The 18769-nt window shown below is 43.0% G+C and carries 14 protein-coding genes; 8 read left to right on the top strand and 6 right to left on the bottom strand.

The window, feature by feature from the left end; translation table 11 throughout:
* Window positions 1-41 precede the first annotated feature (41 nt).
* The 5 genes from LVD17_RS05425 to LVD17_RS05405 all read left to right on the top strand — a co-directional run bounded on the left by LVD17_RS05425 (window position 42) and on the right by LVD17_RS05405 (window position 6852).
* Window positions 42-785 (top strand): peptidase-C39 like family protein, encoded by a 744-nt coding sequence (locus tag LVD17_RS05425; RefSeq protein ID WP_233765269.1) that lies wholly within the window; start codon window positions 42-44, stop codon window positions 783-785.
* Window positions 785-2230, top strand: coding sequence for a RimK family ATP-grasp domain-containing protein (locus LVD17_RS05420; protein ID WP_233765267.1), 1446 nt, complete (start codon window positions 785-787; stop codon window positions 2228-2230). The genes LVD17_RS05425 and LVD17_RS05420 overlap by 1 nt, the downstream gene beginning before the upstream one ends.
* Complete coding sequence (locus LVD17_RS05415) at window positions 2227-3489, top strand: carboxylate-amine ligase (protein WP_233765265.1); 1263 nt, start codon at window positions 2227-2229, stop codon at window positions 3487-3489. Before LVD17_RS05420 ends, LVD17_RS05415 begins: the two co-directional genes overlap by 4 nt.
* Window positions 3468-4169 carry an N-formylglutamate amidohydrolase gene (locus tag LVD17_RS05410; protein WP_233765263.1) on the top strand — a complete coding sequence of 234 codons (702 nt, stop codon included), beginning with the start codon at window positions 3468-3470 and terminating at the stop codon, window positions 4167-4169. The genes LVD17_RS05415 and LVD17_RS05410 overlap by 22 nt, the downstream gene beginning before the upstream one ends.
* Before the next feature lie 262 nt (window positions 4170-4431).
* A complete protein-coding gene (locus LVD17_RS05405) occupies window positions 4432-6852 on the top strand; it encodes a carboxylesterase family protein (protein ID WP_233765262.1) in 2421 nt (806 codons plus the stop codon).
* 54 nt (window positions 6853-6906) lie between these two features.
* Here the strand turns inward: LVD17_RS05405 and LVD17_RS05400 are convergent, their stop codons facing one another.
* A complete protein-coding gene (locus LVD17_RS05400) occupies window positions 6907-8121 on the bottom strand; it encodes a TCR/Tet family MFS transporter (protein ID WP_233765261.1) in 1215 nt (404 codons plus the stop codon).
* Between the two features lie 158 nt (window positions 8122-8279).
* Here LVD17_RS05400 and LVD17_RS05395 point away from each other — a divergent pair, with 158 nt between their 5' ends.
* A complete protein-coding gene (locus tag LVD17_RS05395) occupies window positions 8280-9302 on the top strand; it encodes a threonine aldolase family protein (protein ID WP_233765260.1) in 1023 nt (340 codons plus the stop codon).
* A gap of 40 nt (window positions 9303-9342) precedes the next feature.
* Here LVD17_RS05395 and LVD17_RS28780 read toward each other — a convergent pair whose 3' ends face one another.
* Both LVD17_RS28780 and LVD17_RS05390 read right to left on the bottom strand, forming a co-directional pair.
* Complete coding sequence (locus LVD17_RS28780; RefSeq protein WP_155174278.1) at window positions 9343-9522, bottom strand: PLDc N-terminal domain-containing protein; 180 nt, start codon at window positions 9520-9522, stop codon at window positions 9343-9345.
* A gap of 62 nt (window positions 9523-9584) precedes the next feature.
* Window positions 9585-10460 carry a DMT family transporter gene (locus LVD17_RS05390; protein WP_233765259.1) on the bottom strand — a complete coding sequence of 292 codons (876 nt, stop codon included), beginning with the start codon at window positions 10458-10460 and terminating at the stop codon, window positions 9585-9587.
* Between the two features lie 57 nt (window positions 10461-10517).
* On the opposite strand from LVD17_RS05390, the gene LVD17_RS05385 reads away from it, so the two are divergent.
* Window positions 10518-11786: a replication-associated recombination protein A gene (locus LVD17_RS05385; RefSeq protein ID WP_233765258.1), complete on the top strand. Its 1269-nt coding sequence runs from the start codon at window positions 10518-10520 to the stop codon at window positions 11784-11786.
* Window positions 11787-12009: 223 nt separating this feature from the next.
* Here the strand turns inward: LVD17_RS05385 and LVD17_RS05380 are convergent, their stop codons facing one another.
* Complete coding sequence (locus LVD17_RS05380; protein ID WP_233765257.1) at window positions 12010-12726, bottom strand: LytR/AlgR family response regulator transcription factor; 717 nt, start codon at window positions 12724-12726, stop codon at window positions 12010-12012.
* 8 nt (window positions 12727-12734) lie between these two features.
* A complete protein-coding gene (locus tag LVD17_RS05375; protein ID WP_233765256.1) occupies window positions 12735-13808 on the bottom strand; it encodes a sensor histidine kinase in 1074 nt (357 codons plus the stop codon).
* Window positions 13809-13992: 184 nt separating this feature from the next.
* Between LVD17_RS05375 and LVD17_RS05370 the strand changes: the two genes are divergently transcribed.
* A complete protein-coding gene (locus LVD17_RS05370) occupies window positions 13993-16092 on the top strand; it encodes a hypothetical protein (RefSeq protein WP_233765254.1) in 2100 nt (699 codons plus the stop codon).
* 108 nt (window positions 16093-16200) lie between these two features.
* Here LVD17_RS05370 and LVD17_RS05365 read toward each other — a convergent pair whose 3' ends face one another.
* Complete coding sequence (locus LVD17_RS05365) at window positions 16201-18744, bottom strand: ATP-dependent Clp protease ATP-binding subunit (protein WP_233765253.1); 2544 nt, start codon at window positions 18742-18744, stop codon at window positions 16201-16203.
* Window positions 18745-18769 lie beyond the last annotated feature (25 nt).

Raw genomic sequence — 18769 nt, 5'->3', positions numbered from 1 at the left:
TAAAACACCGTCAAAAATGTGAATTAGAAAATTAGGCAAAGATGCTGTTAAAAACCAAAGAAAAGGTTCTGGATTTGAACATAAAAGCTCAGCCAGATGATGTGACCTGCGGGCCCACCTGCCTGCATGGTGTTTATCAATATTATAATGATAATGTACCTCTCAGGCAGGTAATAGATGAAGTAAAGCAGTTGGCTTCGGGGGGAACCATTGCAGTACTGCTTGCTAACCATGCCCTGAAGAGGGGCTATAATGCCACAATTTACACCTATAACATAAGTACGTTTGACCCGTCCTGGTTTAAACAAAAAGTTGATCTTACAGTTAAATTAAAAGAACAGTTGAAGGCCAAGCCGGATGATGAGAAGCTACAGGTAGCTACTGCCGGTTATCTACAGTTTTTATCAAATGGAGGCAAGTTGAAATTTGAAGAGCTGACCCCAAGCCTGATAAAATACTTCCTAACCAAGAAGATGCCGATTCTCACTGGATTAAGTTCTACTTATTTGTACGAAAGCCCCCGCGAGACCGAAGAGTTTATAACCGGTACGGGAGAATACGTGATCAGGTATGATGATATCAACGGCGTGCCTACCGGGCATTTTGTAATCATCAATGGGTTTAACCAGGAGAAGAGGCTGGCACTAATTGCCGATCCGTTAGATCCTAACCCTATTAGTGAAAAGCAATACTATAAAGTAAGCTTTCAAAAACTTATTAACTCTATTATGCTTGGCGTAATGACTTACGATGCCAATTTGCTAATCATATATCCTAAAAAATAATGCCGAAATTAATTATTACAGAAACCCCGGAAAAATGGAACCTAAAGTCTGAAGGCGCTGAAGTGATCTCGCCTTCAGAGTATTTTAGCAAGCCTGAGTATCAGGAATCAAAAGCTTATAAGATCATCAACTTATGCAGGTCGCATCAGTATCAGAGCCTAGGGTATTATGTATCGCTGCTTGCCGAGGCCAGGGGGCATAAGGTTATACCCGAAATCGCCACCCTTCAGGACTTCCGTTTCCCGTCATTAATCAGGGATGATGCTGAGGAGTTTAATGACCTGATTCAAAGTAGCCTGAAAACACAGACAGAAAATAAGGTTGTTATCCATATTATGTTTGGTCAGGTCGATAACCTGCAATTTTCCAAAATTGGTGTTTTACTGTTCAATCTCTTTCAGATACCAATTATCCAGGCAGTATTTGTAAAAAAGGATAAATGGCAATTGCAGGCTTTGAAGCCCCTTCACTTGAAAGATCTTGATGAAAGCAACAGCAAGAAGCTTCAGGAAGCGTTGTTTTTCTATATTACAGGTAAAAAGGTGGTTAGGAAAAAATATAGCCGGAAGAAATATGATCTGGCCATACTCATGAGCCCTGAAGATGCTACGCCGCCATCAAGCCCTAAAGCTATTCAGAAGTTTATTGCAGCAGCAGATAAGTTAGGGTTTAATACAGAGGTGATCACTAAAAACGACTTTGGTAAACTCGTTCAGTTTGATGCCCTGTTTATCAGAGAAACCACTAATGTAAATCACTATACCTATAGGTTTGCCAAAAAAGCAGAGTCCGAAGGCCTTGTAGTGATCGATGATTCTAACTCAATACTAAAATGCACCAACAAAGTATATCTGCACGAATTGCTGGTTGCTAATAAAATAGCTGTCCCCAAGTCATTCATCCTTAGAAAAGACAGTCAGAAAATTCCGGATAATTTCAATTACCCCATGGTCATCAAGCAACCTGACGGCTCGTTTTCCAAAGGAGTAAAGAAGGTATCGGACGAAAAGCAGCTGGCAGAAACATTGAAGGATCTTTTTCAGAAATCTGAGCTACTAATCGTTCAGGAGTTCATACCTACCTCATATGACTGGCGGGTTGGGGTGATCAATAAACAGCCATTGTATGTGTGTAAGTATTTTATGGCTCAAAATCACTGGCAGATTGTGGACTGGAAGAAGAATGGAGAGCACCGTGAGGGAAAAAGTGAAACTGTAGCTGTCGCTGATGCCCCCAAAGCACTTATAGATACGGCTCTAAAATCAACGGCGCTGATAGGGAATGGCCTGTATGGGGTAGATATCAAAGAAATCAATGGCAAGTTTTATGTAATTGAGATCAACGATAATCCCAACATAGACGCCGGTGTGGAAGACAGGATAATTAAAAACGGCCTGTACACAAAAATTATGGAAACCTTTCTCGAGAGGATACAAAAACGATGAGTAATTCTAGATTACACCTGTTCCAGGGCTATGGTATAGAGCTGGAATACATGATAGTTAACAAGGAATCACTGGCCATAAAGCCAATTACGGATGAGCTCTTCAAAAAGATCAGCAATGAATATGTAAGTGAGATAAATAGAGGTAAAGTAAGCTGGTGCAATGAGTTGGTACTACATGTCGTAGAGCTAAAGTGCTCAAAGCCTGAGCCTGACCTTGTGGAAATGGGCGAAGAATTTCATAAAAATATCAAAAATGTGAATAAAGAGCTCGCATCTTTCAATTCACAATTGATGCCAACGGCGGCCCACCCCTTGATGGACCCTAACAGGGAAACGTTTTTATGGCCTCATGAGAGTAACGAGATCTATGACGCCTACAACAAGATATTCAACTGTTGTGGTCATGGATGGTCCAATCTTCAAAGTACTCACTTAAACCTGCCATTTTATGACGATGAAGAGTTTGCCAGACTACATGCAGCCATCAGGCTGGTGTTGCCTCTGTTACCGGCGATAGCTGCCAGTTCACCGGTTTTGGGTGGTAAAAACACGGGATTTTTAGATAAACGACTGGATTACTACCAAAAAAACCAGCGCGTAATACCATCGCTGACCGGAAAAGTAATTCCTGAAAGAGCATTTTCAAAAAGGCAATACCATAAACTGATCTATGATCGTATTGCCCATGATATTGCACCTCACGATCCTAATAAGATATTACAGCCGGTATGGCTGAATTCCCGTGGTGCCATAGCCAGATTTGACAGAGGATCTATCGAAATTCGTATTCTGGACATTCAGGAATGCCCCAAAGCGGATCTTGCCATACTGGCTCTGGTCATTACGCTTTTGAAAATGCTCGTCAATGAGAAGTTTACTTCCTTTCATGATCAGCAGAAGTGGGAAATAGAGCCCCTTTATGCCATATTTCAGGAAACGATCAAATATGGGGAGAATGCCGTGATTGATAATGCTGCTTACTTTGAAATGTTTGGTGTTTCCGGACATGAGCACATGACTGCCGGAGCACTTTGGAGTGAGATACTCAAAAAGGCGGAAAAGCAGCACCCTAAAGAAATAAAGCCATGGCTTGCAGAGCTAAATATTATCCTGACCCAGGGAACACTGGCAAGCAGAATATTGAAATCATTGGCAGGTGTTTATTCAGTTGAAAATATTAACCTGGTTTACCGAGAGTTGTCGGATTGTTTAATGTATAACGAAATGTTTGAATTATGCGTGGAAGAAAAATTTTGATTTCATGTGAGCATGCGGGTAACTATATACCAAAAGATTATAAATTCATGTTTGCCAATGCTGAAGAGGCTTTGGAGTCTCATCGTGGTTGGGACCCGGGAAGTCTTGGTATTGCAAAATATTTGGCCCGACACCTTGAAGCACCAATGTTTTATCAGAAAGTGTCACGACTACTGATTGAAACCAACAGATCGCTGGATAATAAAGAACTGTTCAGCGAATACACTCATAATATTGACAGGAGTATTAAAAACGCGCTTCTGGCTAAATATTATCATCCATACCGTGATGAGATTGAAAACAGGATCAAGGATTTTATAGCTGCGGGAGAAACTGTATTACACCTTTCCATTCACACCTTCACTCCTCAGCTCAATGGTATAGTGAGGGCTGTGGATGTAGGGCTTTTGTATGATGAGTCCCGTATTGAAGAAAGAGAATTTTGCAATCAATGGAAAGGACGGCTTGATAATATGTTACCAGATCGGCTAATTATGCTCAACTGTCCTTACAATGGAGCTGATGATGGATTTACTACCTATTTGAGAACCAAATTTCCAGGTAGTGCTTATTTAGGAATAGAACTTGAAGTTAATCAGCGCTATCCTGATACCCCCGCAATGAGCAAAATAAACGAAGCTTTCAGTCAATCTCTATTGTCCACGTTTCTCCCCGCTTAAGGTGGGGAGAAATTTACCCACCCCAAAAAAGCCGCTTAACAGGCTAACCTATTAAGCGTTAATATTTTATTGGCCCTCTTGACGGCCAAAGATGATATGCTGGTTTCGTCGACAGAACCTGCGCCTCATATATTCTTATAGTACAATAACTTTTCCTACCCTATACATTTGCAGCATCAGTTAATTGAGGTTGTTGAGTGTAGCATTTGATCCACACCTTTAACTGTCTAAAATCAATTTTTTAAGTTTAACTCACAGATTAATGAAGTTAACAATCACAACACTTTTAATCCTGGCTGGTTTTGTAAGTTTTGCACAGAACTCAGCTCTTAAACACAACAAAGTCAAAACAGTGGCGCTGAACAAGGTCCAGGGGTATTTGGAACATTTACCTCCTGGTTACAGTAGTAATCCTACCAAAAAGTATCCCCTACTTATTTTTTTACATGGCGCAGGAGAAAGAGGAAGTTCACCAGCCGATATGTACAAGGTGGCCAAAAATGGTCCTCCTAAAGAAATTGAAAATCAGGGAAGCCTTTGCTTTAATGTCAACGGTAAGCAGGAGTGTTTTATCGTATTATCACCGCAGCTAACAGGAAGCGGTAACTGGACAGGTTATGCTCAACAGGAATTTTGGAACTATATTCTTAATGGGCCAAATAACTATCGTTATGACCCCAACAGAATTTACCTTACTGGACTTTCACTGGGTGGCAACGGAGTTTGGGAAAGAGCTTATGATGTTGAAAACTCAAACAACAACCTCGCTGCTGTTGCACCGCTTTGTGCATGGGGCAATACCAACAAAGGTTGTATTGTAGCAGAAAGAAATATTCCTGTTTGGGCTTTTCATGGTACTTCGGATGATGTAATTGGTTTTAACTCAGGTATTGCCATGTATAACTCAGTCGATAACTGTGAGAGTAACGGACAGACCAACCAATTTACTGCTATTCAGGGTGGTGAACACTGGATTTGGAATGATGTATACAAAACAGACCATTCTCAATATAGTCCAAATGTTTACGAATGGCTATTGTCACACACGCTTGACGGCAGCGGCAGCGGTGGTGGAGGTGGTGGTTCTACTACCAACCAGCCCCCTGTAGTAAATGCAGGTCAGGATGTAACCGCTCCTGCCGGAACCACATCCATAGGCTTTGAAGCTACAGCTTCTGATCCCGATGGTGCTATAGCTGCTTTTGCCTGGACCCAGGTAAGCGGGCCAACAGCCAACTTGTGGAATGCCGACAGAGCTAGCGTAACTGTTGGAGGCCTTACAGCAGGTTCGTATAAGTTTAAGGTTACTGTTACAGATAATGACGGTGCCAAAGCTACTGACAATGTATTGCTTACCGTGCAGGCATCTTCAGGTGGTGGAGGTGGTGGTTCTACTACCAACCAATTGCCAACGGTTAATGCCGGTGCAGATGTTAATGCTGGCACATCAGAGACTGCTATTTACCTGGTAGCCCAGGCTTCTGACGCTGACGGTTCAATTGCTTCCTATAGTTGGAAAAAAGTAAGCGGACCATCTGCCAGCCTCTGGAACCCTGACAGAAGCAAGCTTACACTGGTACATTTTGTAGAAGGTACCTATGTGCTGGAAGTTACCGTTAAAGACAATGATGGAGGCCAGGCGAGCGATCAGGTTACGGTAGTGGTTGGAAATGGCTCTGGGTCTGGCTCAGGAGACGATACTAATACCGTTGCAACAATTGAGAAGAAGGTTTCATCCGATGGCATGCCATATATGGAGTATTTGCCATCTTCCTATAGTGAGTCTGGAAAGTACCCTGTAATCATTTATTTGCATTCAGATAAAGCTGAGGGAACGAACCTTGATCTTTTAAAAGCAGAAGGCCCGATGTATTTTGCCAATCAGGGTAAAGAAATTTGTGCCAATGGTCAGTGCTTCATTGTACTGAGCCCTCAGATCGAAAAAGGTTCTGGCTTCTGGAAGGGTAAAGTAGACAGGTTCTACAATTATGCAGTGGCTAATTACCCTGTAGATCAAAATCGCATCTACCTGGTAGGCTTTGATGGTGGAGCGGTTGATGGCCTTTACAGATTGATGGACGGCACCAACAGCCCTAACAGATGGGCAGCTGCAGCAGCAATCAGCTACTCCATGCCTCTTTCGGTAGGCTGTAACATAGCTTCAAGTGGAGCTGCCCTTTATATGGCAAACTCTACGCTTGATGAAGTAAATAATTATAATGATGCCCTGAGCTTCTACAATAAAGTTGACAACTGCACTTCAAACACAACACATTTTGTGACGGAGTCAGGTAGCCAGGAGCAAAGCTGGAAAAGGTCTTTCGATCCCGGTATTACCAACCTGTATGCATGGTTGCTTAACCAGACCATCAGCTACCAGGCTTCAAGCGCACGTATGTCAGGTGAAGAAGCACCAGTTCTGGAATCGGAGGATATGTTTGAAGGCAACCTGACCAATGTTGAGAAAAACTTTAGAACTGATAAAAACCAACTGTCGTTGACTGCTGATAACCAGCCGGTGAAAATTGAAGTAAAGTCAATCAATGGTACCACTGTAAAAAATGTGAACAGCAATGGGGAAGTTGCCCTTGATGATGTGGAAAATGGTATCTATCTGTATTCAATTGTAGATGAATCGAACAACCCGCTTCAAAGAGGCCGGATAGTGAAGTTCTCCAGATAGGATTTTGTGTTTTAATTATCTGTATAAAAGGCTGCTGTAAAAGGCAGCCTTTTCTCATGTTTTAAGGTTTTGAAAAGTCCGGAATGCAAGGCCGAGGCTGATCAGTGTGAGCAAGGCCCCTAAAACAAAAGGTGCTCCCGGGAAATAAACCTCATAAGCATTGGGATCGGTAAAATAGGCAAATATACCAGTCATAAGAGGAGGTCCCACGATAGAAGTTACGCTAATCAGGCTGGTGAGGCCACCTTGTAACTCGCCTTGTTCGGAAGCAGGTACCTGGTTGGACATAATACCCTGCAACGATGGACCGGCAAGTCCACCCATGGCGTAGATCACCGTAAAGGCAAACATCATCCAGCCCTCATAAGCATAGGCGAACAGCATGAACCCAACAGCGTATACAAAAAGCCCGATGTAAACACCTTTTACCTGTCCTATCTTGGGTAAAATAATGCGAATCAGTAATCCCTGAACCAGAGCTACCATCAGGCCGACAAAAGCGAGGGAATATCCGACCCAGTCTTCGCCCCACTTGAATTTTTCCATAGTAAAGTATGCCCAGGTGCTTTGTGTGGCATGAGCTGCAATATATACCAGCACCAGCGACGAGACCAGGCCGAGGATAACAGGATATTTTTTAAACTGAAGCAATGAACCGACCGGGTTGGCACGACTCCATTCGAAAGGTCGCCGGTCTTCCTGCTTTAAGGATTCAGGCAGTACGAGATAGCCATAAAGCCAGTTAATAAGCGTCAGTGCCGCCGCTGCCATAAAAGGGACACGAGGCCCAAACTGACCCAGCACACCACCTAAGAGAGGCCCGACAATGAAGCCTAAGCCGAAGGCTGCACCGATAATGCCAAAGTTTTGCGAACGCTTTTCCGGTGGGCTTACATCAGCAATGTAGGCTGATGCCGTTGTAAAGCTGGCTCCGGTGATCCCGGAGATTAACCTCCCTACAAACAGCCAGCCGATAGTAGGTGCCAAAGCCATGAAAATATAATCTACACCAAAACCAAGAAGGGAAAAAAGCAATACCGGACGGCGGCCAAACTTGTCACTTAAACCTCCCAGCACCGGTGCGAAAACAAACTGCATAGAGGCATAGGCAAATACCAGCCAGCCACCGTAAACTGCCGCATCACTGATGTCTCCATTAATAAGCTCGGCAATAAGCGTTGGCATTACCGGAATAATAATGCCCAGGCCGATTACATCGATCAGCAGTGTGACAAAAATGAAACCAATGGCTGCTTTACTATTCTTCATGCTTCTGAAAAGTTTGGCCTAAGGTAGTTCAAAAAATGAAAAATATCATAGCGGAGAAGATAGGTGCATTGTACAGGTACTTATTATATTTGATCGGTAAGGCTTGAGTAAGCCTGAATCCTTATCTTAATAATGCTTTTACAAAAAAATAATACCCGATGATAGCAGACCTTCGAAGTGATACAGTGACCAAACCAACGCCCGGCATGCTGGAGGCAATGATGCATGCCAGAGTGGGTGACGATGTTTTTGGTGAAGACCCTACCGTAAATGAGTTGGAAGAAAAATGCGCACGGCTTTTTGGTATGGATACGGCCATTTTTTGTCCATCGGGCACCATGACAAACCAAATAGGGATCAATGTGCTTTCAAACCCTTACGAAGAAGTGATTTGCTACAAAGGCTCACATATCTATAAATATGAAGGTGGTGGTGTGGCAGGTAACAGTGGCCTGTCATTCAGGCTGCTTGAAGGTGACAGAGGCAGGATTAATCTGGACGATATTTTGGCCAACGTTAATGCTGATGATATTCATTTGCCCATATCTTCCATTGTATCGTTGGAGAATACCGTTAACAAAGGAGGAGGTAGCTATTATACCTTGTCCGAGATTGCAGAAATATCTGAGGCATGCATGTCACGAGGTATTAAAATGCACCTTGACGGTGCCCGTCTTTTTAATGCCTTGGCAGAGACCGGTGATAAGCCGTGTGATTATGGGAAATATTTTGATACCATTTCAATATGCCTGTCTAAAGGCCTGGGAGCGCCGGTCGGCTCTGTTTTGTTGGGTAAAGCTGAGCATATCCGCAAAGCGCGGCGCATGCGCAAAGTGTTCGGTGGAGGCATGCGACAAGCCGGATATTTGGCAGCAGCCGGTATTTATGCCCTCGATCACCATGTACAAAGGCTGACAGAAGATCATCAACGAGCACGTAAAATAGGAAAAGTGCTTGAAGATATGCCTTATGTAAACAACGTACTTCCGGTAGATACCAATATTTTGATCTTTGAACTGGCTCAAGGCATTACTACAGATGCATTTTTACAGCGGCTTGATCAAAAAGGTGTTAAAGCAGTAGCTTTTGGGCCGCGGGAAATAAGGTTTGTAACACACCTGGACTTTGATGATGACGCATTAGACTTCACTATAAATGTATTGAGTCAGCTCAGTTTCTGAATTGGTTCCGTAAATCGTAATTGATAAGGAGGAGGGCAGCTTAGTAAGCCCTCCTTTTGTGTATAAAGTAATATATGATGGCTGCCAGTATATTGGCAAAAACTGCAAGGATAGTCCAAAGAAGTTTAGAAGTTTCATCCAACCTTTTATTGACAACCCAGACATCATAAATAACCCAAATCGCACAAATAAGCCCAATTAAATAGATTAATCCACTCATGATTTTTATGTTCTGGTTTTAATTAATCACGTTAAATTATCAAAAACCAGCGAGCTATACAATCATTTCTGACTAACGAGGTATACGCCAAGCATGATTACCATAGAATACAGTACGGTAAAAACATCCAGTTGGTCGTCACGAAATGCTACAGCCACCAGCGTGGCAAACACCGGTTGCAAATAAATATAACTGCCAACCAGAGAAGAATTTACAAACTTCAACGACCATACATTAAGCAGATAAACCAAAAATGTAGCAGCAAGGATAACATAAGCGATGCAAAGCCAGATAGAGACCGGAATACTGGCCCAATCGACAGCGCTGAGCTCACTGATACCAAAAGGGAAGGCAATGATGCCACCAAATAAAAATACCCATTTTATAACCGTGATCGCTTTGTACTTGGCCATCAGAGGCTTTACAAGCACAAGGTAGACCGCGTAGGATGATCCGTTGAGGAGGATGAGCAGGTCACCCAGAAATGTACCTTCACTTAGCGAAACGCCATCCTTGGTAAGAAGGAGATAGGCTCCGAGGGCTCCGATTAATACACCTATAATTTTTTTAACCGTAATACCCTCTTTCCCCAGGGCATAAGCCACAATCATCACCATAATAGGAGAGGTGGTCATGATCACCGAGCCATTGATCGGGTTAGTGAGGCTGAGGCCTTTGAAAAACAGCAGTTGGTTGGCCGCTACCCCAAACAGGCCGCATAGAAAGAGCAGTCCAAAATCCTTTCGCGATTTAATCTTATCCGCTCCGGTAGCAGCGCTGAAAACCCAAAAGAGTAAAGTGCCCAGAATAATCCGAAAAACAATAAAGCCAAAGGGCTCTAAATACTCCGGCATTACGAACTTTGCAACCGTGTAGTTGGCACCATAGATCAGAGTAACAAAAAGGAGTACGCTGTGTATTTTTATCTTTCCGGGCATGTCCAAAACTATGATTTAAAGAATTGAAAATTGTTACCTTTAAAATAAAATACTGTGATGTTTGATTTGAATTTACCTTTGGCAGAACGCATGCGGCCTGCGTCCCTTGATGAGCTCATAGGCCAGGAACATTTGGTAGGAGAAGGAGGAATTTTAAGGAAGACCATTAAATCAGGCGTAGTCCCGTCTATGGTACTCTGGGGGCCTCCCGGAGTAGGTAAAACTACAATCGCCAACATCATTGCCAACCAGGTAAAGTCGCCATTCTATACCCTAAGTGCGGTGAGTGCAGGTGTTAAAGATGTAAGGGAAGTCATAGAAAAAGCAAAGAGACAGTCCAAAGCCATACTCTTCATCGATGAGATCCACCGCTTTAATAAATCACAGCAAGATGCTCTACTTGGTGCTGTGGAGAAAGGAACTATTACATTAATCGGTGCAACTACTGAAAACCCGTCATTTGAAGTAAACTCAGCTTTGCTCAGCCGTAGCCAGGTCTATACCCTGAGATCGTTAACCGAAGAAGATTTGCTCCGGCTGATCGACATGGTGCTGAAAAAGGATGAAAAGCTGAAAAAGAAGAAAGTTCACCTGAAAGAGTACAAGGCCATGCTCAACATCTCCGGGGGCGATGCCCGCAAACTGCTCAACCTCCTGGAGCTTGTTTTTGATTCACTGGCTGGTGATGAGATTGAGATCACCGATGAAAAAGTAATGGACATAGCACAGCAGCGCGTGGCCATTTATGATAAATCCGGAGAGCAGCATTACGATATTATTTCTGCTTTTATCAAATCTCTCAGAGGCAGCGATCCCAATGCCGCGGTCTATTACATGGCACGTATGATTGAGGGCGGTGAAGACGTCAAGTTTATTGCACGCCGCATGTTGATCATGGCCTCTGAGGACATCGGTAATGCCAATCCCACTGCACTGGTGATTGCCAACAATACCTTCCAGGCCGTAAATGTGATAGGTTACCCAGAAGCAGAGATCATACTTTCTCAATGCGCCACCTACCTGGCCTGCTCACCCAAAAGCAATGCCAGTTATATGGCCATTAAAAAAGCCAAAGCCATAGTACGGGAAACCGGTGACCTGCCCGTACCCATGTCTATAAGAAATGCCCCCACCAAGCTTATGAAAGACTCCGGCTATGGACAGGGCTACAAGTATGCACATGACTTCGCCAACAACTTTGTAAGCATGGAGTTTCTTCCTGAGCAGATCAAAAATTTCAAACTTTACGACCCCGGCAAAAATGCCCGCGAAGAAGAAATGAGAAAGCGCCTGAAAGCCCTCTGGAAGGAGAAATATGGGTATTAGTGTGGTGATCGGTATTTGGCAATCGCTGACCAGTAATTGGTCAAACAGTGTTTATTAAAGAATCGGGGTTTAAATATTTTTACGACACTACTATCCCCTTTACGGGATTATAGGGGTGTTTTTGAACCATAAATTAGTAAACCAAAGATTGAAGCAAGCACGGTCAGTCACCCAGAAACCCAGTACCAGAAACCAGAAGCTAGCCACAGAAACCAGCACCCAGTTAAATCTGATGCTTAGCATTCAATACCTCCAGGACCTGGTCTTTATAAAGTCTGCCAATGGGTAGTTCTTTGCCGGGCACTTCTATGGAAGTAGCAGAGTAGGTCTCCACCTTTTTAAGGGCGACTATAAATGAACGATGAATACGCAGGAAGCATTCTTCGGGTAGTTTTTCCTCCAGATAGCTTATTTTTTGATGGGTTATTACCTCTTTGTCACTCGTTTTTACCCTTACATAGTCTTTGAGGCTCTCAATGTATAAAATGTCCCTAAGCTGTACTTTGACCATTTTCTTGTCCGCTTTCAGGTATATATAAGCTTCTTCCGACTCTATATCAGTGGTTTGTGTTGTTTCAGGAGAAATTTCTGTATGGTACACGCGGCTCACGGCTTTCAGGAACCTTTCAAATGAAATGGGCTTTAATAGATAATCCACTACATTTAATTCATAACCTTCCAAGGCATAATCACGGTAGGCAGTAGTGATAATTACCTTCGGCGGGTTTTGAAGAGTTTTTACAAAATCAAGTCCCGTAAGCTTAGGCATTTGGATGTCCAGAAAGATCAGGTCTACAGGCTCCTTTTTTAAGATCTCAAATGCCTTCAGAGCGTTACTGCATTTGGCAACTATTTCAATATTTTCCAGCCGGTTGATATAAGATTCGATGACTTCAATGGCAAGAGGCTCATCGTCCACTATGATACATCTGATCTTCATTTTTTTATTTACGTTTTTTGTGCGTATTCGTTTAAATACAGTTTGAGTACTATCAGATACGAATCTTCAGCATCCAGAATTTTCAATTCATAGCCGCCACCATACAGCAATTCCAGCCTTCGGTTTACATTTTGGAGACCAATACCTTCCCTGTAGTTTTGCTCATCTATGGTCTGGTCAGCACTTTTACTATTATCCACCTTCAAAGTCAGCAGGTCGTCCTTTACGTTCAGGTCTATACTGATCCATGAGTGGTCTGTTTCACCGCTTACACCATGCTTGAAGCTATTCTCCACAAAAGGCAATACCAGCATGGGAGCAATGGTCTTCCCCGATACGTCACCCCTTACTGAGAATGAAACGTCCAGCCTGTCCCCATACCTGAGCTTTTCCAGTGCTACATAGTTCTTTACAAGTTCAATCTCTTTGGTTAGGGGTACTGTATCTGTATTACACTCATAAAGCATATAATTCAGCAGGTCAGACAGTTTCAAAACTACCTCCGGGGCACTATCAGATTTTTTTAGTGCGAGGGCATACAGGTTATTCAGAGTATTGAAGAGGAAGTGAGGGTGTATCTGCGCCCTTAAAAATTTTAACTCGGCCTGTAGTTTATCCCTTGCCAGGCTTTGAGAGTCCTGCTGGGTTCTGTACCAATGTTTAAAAAATTTAATAAGTGTAGCCAGCACCACTACTGGATAGATGTAAGTAGCAGATTTCAGTATTTTTAACGGATGCCACAAACCACCCCAGTCGTCATCAGGATAATAAATGGGGCGCTCTATATAATAGGCGGTTAGCCAGTGGGTAAGCCCTGCAATGAGCAGTATGACCACTGCCCAGAAGAAGAACAGGAAGTACTTTTCCTTCAACAGGTATTTGGGCAGGAGAATGTACAAGGCAATGTACGTGGCAAACAGTTTTTCAGGCAGGTAGAGCAGCTGCATCTTGAACTGGTGTAAATAATCATCATTAAAGCTGCCCCAGAGCACAGCAAAGAAACTGATGAACACCAGCCAAAAGATTATATGTTTCAGCACCCGTGGTGTCCGTTGATAATATACTGTGAATTTCTTCTGCACGTTATTCCATTTATATCATAAAATTAACCCAGATAACCGTCTTAAAATTGCCGTATTAAAGATAATTCGACATATAGCAGAAACCTAATGATGAACAAAGGCTTAATCCCCATGTTCATATCCTTATTAAGGGTAAATTTTGTAGAAATTATCTTAATTTGCGTAGTACCGTTTTAATCCAGTGATGCAGAAACCCGCGTTGATTTTTGAACATTCCCCATGGTTTTTAGTGCTGTGCGTACTCGCAGGAGCAGCGTATGCACTCTTATTATACACCAAGTCCGGCCCGTGGGGCGCCGGCCTTAACAAGCTCTTGTTTGTCTGCCGTATGCTTACGGTAACCATAATCGCAGCTCTGCTCATCTCTCCGGTATTGAAGCAGATCAAAAACCTCATAGAGCAGCCCGCTATGATCTTCGCCATCGATAACTCATTATCCCTGGCAGAAGTGACAGACAGCGTGCAGTTAGCCACCTTCAACGAACAACTCAGACAGGTAGCTTCTGAGATAGATGATCAATACCGTATCGAATTCCGGAACCTCGCGGGAGATGAAAGCGATGAATTTCCGCAGCAGGTTCAATACGATAAACAGAGTACTGACCTGAGCAACCTTCTCAATGATATTAAGCAGGATTATGAAGGGCGAAACCTTGGTGGTGTTGTACTGGTATCAGATGGTATTTACAACCAGGGAGTTTCACCCACTTTTGCCGATTACAACTTTGACATTTATACTTTAGGAGTAGGTGATACCATTCCGAAATCCGACCTGTCGATCATGTCCCTGCTTTACAACAAAATATCATATCAGGGCAATAAATTTCCGCTTATTGCCCAGGTCACACACCGTGGGTATGCCGGGCAACAGGCAAAAGTTTTGGTAATTAAAAATGGAAATGTAATAGCAGAGCAGCAGGTAAAGCTAAGTGGTGATAACCAGTTGGTTGATGTTAAATTTCTTATTGAGGCGGAGGAGAATGGGTATCAGCGATACCAGGTTACAGTTGAAAGAAAAGATGGAGAATTTACCTATACCAATAATCTTCAGCAAGCTTACATAGAGGTGATCGAAGGTAAAGAACAAATTGCCCTTTTAGCGCCGGCGCCCCACCCCGATATTAAGGCCCTAAAATCGGCTGTTGAGAGCAATGCCAACTACACTATAGATCAATACATACTAAGTATGAATGAAGACGTTCAGAAGCTGGTATCTTCAAATAAGAAATATGATCTGATTATTTATCATCAAATTCCAGATAGAAGTGGGGTGTATAAGCGCTTTACTGAAAAGTTTGAAAAGGAAAAAGCCTCAACCCTGGTGGTGTATGGCTCCCAGACCGATGTCAGGCAATTTAATTCATTTAACAAAATATTGTCACTGGATGCTATCCCCGGAGAGTATGATCAGGTAACGGCTGTTTTTAACCAGGGATTCAACAGCTTTAAACTATCTGATGAACTGCAACAGTCCATGGATGAATTTCCCCCTGTGGTAGTGCCGTTTGGCAGGGTTTCTATGTCTGCCGATGCAGATGTTTTGCTATATCAGCAGGTGGGAAGTATTGCCACTAACAAGCCGTTGATAGCGGTGATGCATCAAAACGATAGCAAAAGAGGAGTGATCATGGGTAGTGGCTTATGGCGGTGGAAGTTGACTGACTATGCCCAAAATGGTAATAACGAAGCTTTCAATGAGCTGATCACAAAATTGGTTCAGTACCTGTCTTCAAAAGAGGATAAGAGAAAATTCAAGGCATATCCGGTTAAAAATGAATTTCTTACCAATGAGAAAGTAATATTCGATACCGAAGTCTATAACGATCTGTATGAAAGGGTCTATGGCAACAAAATAGATCTTACCCTCACCAATGCAGAAGGCAAAAAGTTTAACTACAGCTACATAACCAATGAAAATAATACCCGCTACGAAATCAGCGGACTGTCTGAGGGAGTTTATAAATACTCAGCATCCACTCAGTTGGGTAATAAAAGGGAAACAGTAAATGGGGAATTTCTCATCAAGGAACTGCAAATCGAAAACATCAATCTGACTGCCGATTTTAACCTGCTCAGAAAACTCTCCGACAAAACCGGCGGTAAGTTTTACAAAGCAGACGAAATGACCGGATTGAAACAGGAATTGACAACCCTGAAAGCCCAGGGTACAATCCATACCAGTGAAAAGTACCTGCCATTTATTCATTTGAAATGGCTGTTTTTCCTGCTGCTTTTCCTTTTGGCAGGAGAGTGGTTTATCAGAAAGTATAGCGGAGGGTATTAATATTGTTCATTTTTTAACTCTGATAGGGTTTCAAACCCTGTCAGAGTTAAAAAATGAAAAGGCCATCTCTTTCGAAATGGCCTTTTCTTATTTCAGTTAAGGATTAACTTACTCCTCTTTCTCTTCCTTCTTAGATGCCTTAGGCTTTTTCATTTTAAGCTTTAGCTCGTCGCCTTTACCATCGTAATCTGCTACTATGGTTGCACCTTCTTCGATCTCACCTTTAAGGATCTCCTCGGCAACAGAATCTTCCAGATATTTCTGAATGGCCCTGTTCAAAGGTCGTGCACCATACTGAGGGTCATATCCTTTCTCTGCCAAGAAGTCTTTCGCTTTTGTGGTCAACTCTACGTTGTAACCAAGCGATTTGATTCTCTGGAACAATTTGTTCAGCGTAAGATCGATGATCTTGTGAATATCTTCCCTTTGCAGAGAGTTAAATACGATCACATCATCAAGTCTGTTCAGGAATTCAGGGCTGAAAGCTTTTTTCAGTGCACTTTGGATTGTCGATTTCATTACATCATCAGCATTGTTTTGCTTAGATGATGGTGCGAAACCAATTCCTGCTCCGAAATCTTTCAGATCCCTTACACCAATATTGGACGTCATGATAATGATAGTGTTTCGGAAATCAACCCTTCTGCCCAGTCCATCGGTAAGTATACCATCGTCCAGTACCTGGAGCAACAGGTTAAATACATCAGGGTGAGCTTTTTCTATCTCGTCCAGCAATACCACACTGTAAGGCTTTCTTCTTACTTTCTCTGTAAGCTGGCCACCTTCTTCATAACCCACATATCCCGGAGGCGCTCCAACCAGTCGTGATACGGAGAATTTCTCCATGTATTCACTCATATCTATCCTGATTAGTGTGTCCTCTTTATCAAACAGATAAGTGGAAAGTACTTTCGCCAGTTCAGTTTTACCTACTCCGGTCGGTCCGAGGAAGATAAACGAACCAATCGGCTTCTTAGGATCTTTCAGCCCCACACGGGTTCTTTGGATAGCTTTTGTAAGCTTTTTGATGGCATCGTCCTGTCCGATCACCTTACCGCTCAGCTCCTGGTTCATACCCAAAAGTTTGTTACTCTCTTTCTGAGCTATACGCTTGGTAGGGATACCAGTCATCATGGCTATAACGTCAGCGACATTTTCTTCGTCTACGGTATAGCGCTTGCTCTTGGTTTCTTCTTCCCATCGTTGCTTAGCCTGCTCAAGCTGCTCAAGGAGTTTTTTCTCCTTATCTCTAAGCTGGGCAGCCTCTTCGTACTTCTGGCTTTTTACAACCTGGTTTTTCTCTTCCTTAATATCCTCAATGGCAGCCTCAAGCTTCACGATTTCATCAGGAACGTGTATGTTGTTGATATGTACCCTCGCACCGGCCTCATCGAGTACATCTATCGCCTTATCCGGAAGATATCTGTCGCTGATGTATCGGTCAGAGAGTTTCACACATGCTTCTATGGCCTCAGGCGTATAGTTTACATGGTGGTGGTCTTCATATTTTTCTTTAATGTTGTCCAGTATCTGAACAGTTTCCTCAGGAGTGGTTGCATCAACCATTACCATCTGGAACCTTCTGGCTAGAGCGCCATCTTTTTCGATGTACTGTCTGTACTCATCAAGTGTAGTAGCACCTATGCATTGGATCTCTCCTCTTGCCAGGGCAGGCTTGAACATATTAGAGGCATCCAGTGAACCTGAAGCTCCTCCAGCTCCAACTATGGTGTGAAGCTCATCTATAAACAGGATCACTTCAGGGGATTTCTCCAGTTCGTTCATCACGGCCTTCATTCGTTCTTCAAACTGACCGCGATATTTAGTACCGGCTACCAGAGAAGCAAGATCCAGCGTTACTACACGCTTACCGAAGAGTACCCTTGATACTTTTTTCTGTACGATCCTCAGTGCCAGGCCTTCTGCAATGGCAGTTTTACCAACACCAGGTTCACCGATAAGTATAGGGTTGTTTTTCTTTCTACGGCTAAGGATTTGAGCTACACGCTCAATTTCTTTTTCACGGCCTACGATAGGGTCCATTTTATTCTCTTCAGCCAGCTTGGTCAGGTCACGTCCGAAATTATCCAGTACTGGAGTTCTTGATTTTTCCGTGCCTTTCTTCTCTTTTCCGGCTCCTGATCCGGCACCTCCTCCGAAAATTTTGGATGAATCATCATCCGGATCGTCAGTATCTGATGATGCCATCGGATTTTCTGTCTGGTATTCCAGAAGTTCTTTGACAACATCATAATTGACATCAAATTTTTCGAGGATCTGCGTGGCTATGTTATCCTCATCCCTAAGGATAGATAATAACAGGTGCTCTGTTCCTATGAGCTGGCTTTTGAATATTTTGGCCTCTAAGTATGTTATCTTCAATACCTTTTCAGATTGGCGCGTAAGAGGAATATTGGCCAGATTTTTCACATCGTGAGAAGCGGTACCTTTAGAGACTTTCTCTACGGCTCCTCGTAACTCATCAAGCGCTATTCCTAACTTTCTAAGCAGACCAACTGCTACACCTTCTCCTTCTCTGATCATTCCCAGCAGCAGGTGCTCAGTGCCGATATAGTCATGCCCAAGTCGTAACGCCTCTTCCCGGCTTAGTGAAATTACTTCTTTAACTCTATTTGAAAATTTTGCTTCCATATTTGAGCAATTCTAGTGACTAGTG

The organism is Fulvivirga ulvae, from assembly GCF_021389975.1.
Classification (GTDB): Bacteria; Bacteroidota; Bacteroidia; order Cytophagales; family Cyclobacteriaceae; genus Fulvivirga; species Fulvivirga ulvae.
The sequence above is the reverse complement of the archived record's forward strand: the minus strand, read 5'-3'. Positions and strand labels throughout refer to the sequence as shown.